Below are 4,020 nucleotides of genomic sequence, written 5' to 3'. Positions count from 1 at the left end.
GATATAGATTTTATTTTAATACACAATTAGTGTATAAATATACTTAAAAATAATTTTAAAATTATAAAAAGCAATCAATAATGATTGCTTTTTATAATTAATATCCTTTTCTTATAGCCCTATGAGCTAAACCTATAGCCATATCGTCTAAATTTATAATTCCTATTTGCATATATATAGCAACACATAAATTTTCACCACACCTAACGACACTAGCTTTACCACCTACACTACACCCTATACCCTTTATCTTAAGTTGCTCTAACGCCGATCTTGATGCACCTAGCACAGCAGCTTCCTCTATATAATCTTCAACAATAACATGTTGTCGCCTTGCACCTACTACTATACTTTCCAATATCTTAGGTATTGTTTTTACGAAATCTCCGCCAAAATCTACAGCAACTGATAAAATACCATTTTTATTTAACTTATTTATTAAGATGCGTTCATCTTCACGCGTTCTTGTTAAAGCTACTTCCAATGCTAATCTCCCTGTTTCTGCACATATTCGTTCCGGTCCCATTTCCGACCCTCCATACCGCAACAATCAATTTAACCTTAAACTTTCAAATCTTTAAAATAAATGATTATTCATACTATTTCTTCAAATCCGCATCTATTCTTTCTTTCCAAGACGGTTTCTTGAAAGCATATATTACCAACGGCGCAAAAAACAACACCAATGAGATAACAACTATTATAATCACATCATGCATTGCCGTTGTCGATAACGTTGCAGCTGTCATTCCCACTATACTTGCAATAAGCAACACCGCATATAAAATCGCCAAACCGTTACCAGATTTCCCTATTCTATAAGCACGTTCAGCATTAGGCATATCATAACGTAACTTAACTATCGCTATTGCTATAAAAATATATGCAATTGAATATACTACCGCGGTAACATTTGTAAGCGTCAAAAATACAGCATTTACATTACCTATAACTACATAAAGTAAAGTAAATAATGAAATTCCTATACTTTGTGCAAAAATAACACTCTTTGAAACACCAAATTTGTTAACTTTATGAAAGTTAAACCAAGCAGGGAAAAGTCCTTCTCTTGCCACTTGTGTCATTGATCTTGCCGGCCCTGTAACCCATGCAGACAATTGAAGCATTACCCCGATAAATACCATAAATGCAAAAATATTTGCAATAATTGTTGGCAATCCCAAAATTTGACAAGCAATTAAAACTGGTTGTGCAACATTTGCTAATTCCAAAGTCCCCTTAGGTACTACATTTGCAACCAATAACCCATTAGCAAGATTAATAACAACCATAGCGATTAATGCTGCCATCAAACCTTTAGGATAATTTTTAACTGGATTTTCAAGTTGAGGAATAAATACAGATGAAATTTCAATGCCTGTAAAAATAAATGCTATTGCAACAAGATATTTCAAAGACGACATGTCCGCAATATTAGGAACAAGTTTTGCGAATGAAAATACATCAAGTCCCCCCAAAGGATTCAATCCTATTTTAAAAGCAACCGCTATTCCTAAAACGAAAATCATAACAGCTGGTATATATATACCTAACCAAACACCAATATTTCCTCCAATCTTTGCCATATTGAAGTTTAAATTTAATATAGTAATAATCCAATAAAGAACCAATACACAAATCATAGAGTAAAATATATCACCAGTCAACTCAGGTCTTCCAAATGCAATACAAAGCATAGGCCAAAGTCCAGTAGCAACCATTACCATTCCAGCAAACATCATTGCCCACAAAAGCCATGCTGTTACCATACCCCACCTTTCACCAAGACCTTTTTTTACCCATAACTGCGGTCCTCCTTCACCAGGAAGTAAAGTTGATAACTCTCCTGCAATTGCAGTCACCGGCCATGCAAAAAATAATACGGCAAATATCATAAAAGTAATCTGCAACCAACCTGCAGCTGACATTGTCGGTATACTTCGAACATTTGCAACAAGTGCCATCGTCATACCGATAAAAGTCCCTAACGCCAATTTATTCATAACTGTTCCCCTCTCAAAAAACGATAGGTTACAAAGAAAGGTCAAAAGACCTTTCTTTGTAACTTCTTCTGAAAACTATCATTTACCCAAAACAATCTTCTGAAGACGTTTTTCAATTACTTTATCTATGCTTGCTGCATAACTATCGAACAGTTTCTTGTCGCCTAAGTATGGTGACATGATAGTTGAACGAAGTACTGTAACTCTTCCTACACGATCCCATTCAGCATCACTTATTCCAAGATCTCCGCATACGAACGGTTTCGGGCTGTCGCCGTAGTCCTTGAATGCAAAGTCTGTGTGTGTAATAATCCATTCATTGAAGAACAACGGACCTGCTGAGAAGCATGACAAGTCGTAGAACTTGTTCTGCAATTCATTAATCTTAGCAAGGTCTTTCTGTCCTTCTTCATAAATTACCCAGTCAATCATGTTGGTTGCCGGTACATATACCATTCTGAAGGTATACTTCTTGCCGCCTACAATGTATGTTCTGTCTTTCAAGAAGTCATACAAGAAGTTTGCACCTGCAACTGTTGCACCCATCAATTTACCATAGCCGGAAATGTTGAGCGGTAATACTCTGTGTGCTGCCCAAACTGCTGCTGCAGCTGCACCCGGTTTGGATCCTTCAACCATGTATGCGCCGAGCAATGCAGGAATATTCTTACCATTTCCGAATACGTATGTTGCAAGGTATCCGCTGACTTCACGCATTGTCTTGTTTCTCAGAACAATACCACCTGCCGGATACGGTACATATCCAATCTTGTGCGGGTCTGCGGTTATAGATTCAACTTCACCCATTGCTTTGTATGCGTTATAAACAGATTCGGGTATACGACATCCTTTATGATCTGCAAATACATTGTATTCATCTTGAAGTTCAATCATTTTTTCATAAGATTCCGCAAAGTCATTTGTTTCTGGATCAATGAATATTGTACGGAAGTATCCACCATAAGCTGCATCTACGTGAATGTAGAAGTAAATTCCCAATTCATTGTAAAGTTTCTTACGAAGTGCAACAATCTTATCTACAGGGTCTGCCTGACCTTCTTCAGTTGTTCCTACAACTGCAAGTACACCGATAATCGGAATCTTCTTGGCTGCAAATTCACGAACTTTCTTTTCAAGTTCATTTACATCCATGATGTAATCTTCGGTTACAGGAATGGATACTACATTATCTGTTCCTATACCTACGATATCTGCGCCTTTCGGCCATGAATAGTGCTTGGTCTGCGGCACAATCCATTTTCCGAGTTTCTGAATGTTTCTTCCGCTACGAGCTGTGTGACTCTTAATCTTGTCACGGGTTTCCTGATCAACTTTGGACCAAATTTCCAAAGCTTCATCTACCGGCATATTGTACAATTCCCATTCACTCTTGCCTTTTACGTATTCAGGAACAACTTCAGCTATTGCGAGCGGCAATGACTTAACGTTACGTGCGTACCAAATAGCTTCCAAGTTTGCTGCTGTACCACCGGATGTAATGTGACCCCAACCTGTACCTTTTGTAAATCCGAGCATATGAGCCATTTCATATCCAACTTGTTCTTCTATCACAGAAGATGCCGGTGAACATTCAAATGCACAGTCATTGGAGTTCCATAACATACTAAAACTGTACGCTAAAAGGGACGGCATCAAAGTTTCTGATATCATATGACCCTGATAACGTCCTGACTGGAAGGGTACTGACTTGATTCTCATCAACTGTGAAAGTTCTTCCAACACTTCGGTTGTTCTTACAAGACCTTCCTTGTAACCTTCATCCTGCTGATCTCTTACACTGATAGCACCCTTATCCTGAGGCATATAATTCTGACGCCATGCAAAATGTTCGTCAATCATATGCGCTAAGGTTTCTTTATAAAATTTTCCGTTTTGAGCTCTATCACCCAAAAATAATGACTTGAGATTTACTCCCTTTGTAGGTTTTGTACTCATGATTCTTAACCTCCTCAAATTATGTAAGTTATTAGAAATAACCTGAACCATAATCGAGAGT

3 protein-coding genes are annotated in these 4,020 nt (G+C 37.6%); all 3 read right to left on the bottom strand.

Features of this window, described 5'->3' with window-relative positions:
* Positions 1–97: 97 nt before the first annotated feature.
* The 3 genes from HMPREF9083_RS03650 to HMPREF9083_RS03640 all read right to left on the bottom strand — a co-directional run bounded on the left by HMPREF9083_RS03650 (position 98) and on the right by HMPREF9083_RS03640 (position 3,959).
* Positions 98–550 (bottom strand): HutP family protein, encoded by a 453-nt coding sequence (locus HMPREF9083_RS03650; protein WP_256998183.1) that lies wholly within the window; start codon positions 548–550, stop codon positions 98–100.
* 49 nt (positions 551–599) lie between these two features.
* Positions 600–2,003 (bottom strand): amino acid permease, encoded by a 1,404-nt coding sequence (locus tag HMPREF9083_RS03645; protein WP_007556054.1) that lies wholly within the window; start codon positions 2,001–2,003, stop codon positions 600–602.
* Positions 2,004–2,081: 78 nt separating this feature from the next.
* On the bottom strand, positions 2,082–3,959 hold the full coding sequence (locus HMPREF9083_RS03640; RefSeq protein ID WP_007556053.1) for a pyridoxal-dependent decarboxylase: 1,878 nt from the start codon (positions 3,957–3,959) through the stop codon (positions 2,082–2,084).
* Positions 3,960–4,020: the final 61 nt, after the last annotated feature.

Source organism: Dialister micraerophilus DSM 19965 (assembly GCF_000194985.1).
In the GTDB taxonomy this organism is placed as follows: Bacteria; Bacillota; Negativicutes; order Veillonellales; family Dialisteraceae; genus Dialister; species Dialister micraerophilus.
Note: the sequence above shows the minus strand (reverse complement) of the source record. Positions and strands in the feature narration are given on the sequence as shown.